1 protein-coding gene is annotated in these 1121 nt (G+C 48.1%); it reads right to left on the minus strand.

Annotated features, from left to right (window positions below; translation table 11 throughout):
* Positions 1-1121: elongation factor Tu (gene tuf, locus CDZ87_RS16900; RefSeq protein WP_100754559.1), on the minus strand; the 1121-nt coding region annotated here is incomplete at both ends.

Consider the following 1121-nt stretch of genomic DNA (forward strand, 5'->3'; position numbering starts at 1 on the left):
ATCTTAGCAACAACACCAGCACCAACTGTACGGCCACCTTCGCGGATTGCGAAACGTAGACCTTCGTCCATCGCGATTGGTGCGATTAGCTCTACAGTCATCTTGATGTTATCACCTGGCATTACCATTTCTACGCCTTCTGGTAGTGAGATATCACCAGTTACGTCAGTTGTACGGAAGTAGAACTGTGGACGGTAGCCTTTGAAGAACGGAGTATGACGGCCGCCTTCGTCTTTAGAAAGTACGTAGACTTCTGACTCAAACTTAGTGTGTGGGTTGATAGAAGCTTTCGCTGCTAGTACTTGACCACGTTCTACGTCATCACGCTTAGTACCACGTAGAAGCGCACCTACGTTCTCACCTGCACGACCTTCGTCTAGAAGCTTACGGAACATTTCAACACCAGTACAAGTCGTTACTGTTGTCTCTTTGATACCAACGATTTCTACTTCGTCACCTACACGTAGGATACCGCGCTCGATACGGCCAGTTACTACTGTACCACGACCTTGGATTGAGAATACGTCTTCGATTGGCATTAGGAACGGCATGTCTACTGCACGCTCTGGCTCTGGAATGTATGAATCTAGCGCTTCTGCTAGTTCTACAATCTTCGCTTCCCACTGCTCTTCGCCGTTTAGCGCGCCTAGTGCAGAACCTTGGATTACTGGAAGGTCATCACCTGGGAAGTCGTACTCAGAAAGAAGTTCACGAACTTCCATTTCTACGAGTTCTAGTAGCTCTTCATCGTCAACCATGTCACATTTGTTCATGAATACGATGATGTAAGGAATACCAACCTGACGGCCTAGTAGGATGTGCTCACGTGTTTGTGGCATTGGACCATCTGTTGCAGCAACAACTAGGATACCACCGTCCATCTGTGCAGCACCTGTGATCATGTTTTTAACATAATCCGCGTGTCCTGGACAGTCTACGTGTGCGTAGTGACGTGCTGGTGTGTCGTACTCTACGTGAGAAGTAGCGATTGTGATACCGCGCTCACGCTCTTCTGGAGCGTTATCGATTGATGCGAAGTCTTTCGCAACACCACCGTACACTTTTGCAAGTGTAGTACAGATAGCAGCAGTTAGAGTTGTTTTACCGTGGTCAACGTGGCC

It is taken from the genome of Vibrio salilacus (genome assembly GCF_002811245.1).
In the GTDB taxonomy this organism is placed as follows: domain Bacteria; phylum Pseudomonadota; class Gammaproteobacteria; order Enterobacterales; family Vibrionaceae; genus Vibrio; species Vibrio salilacus.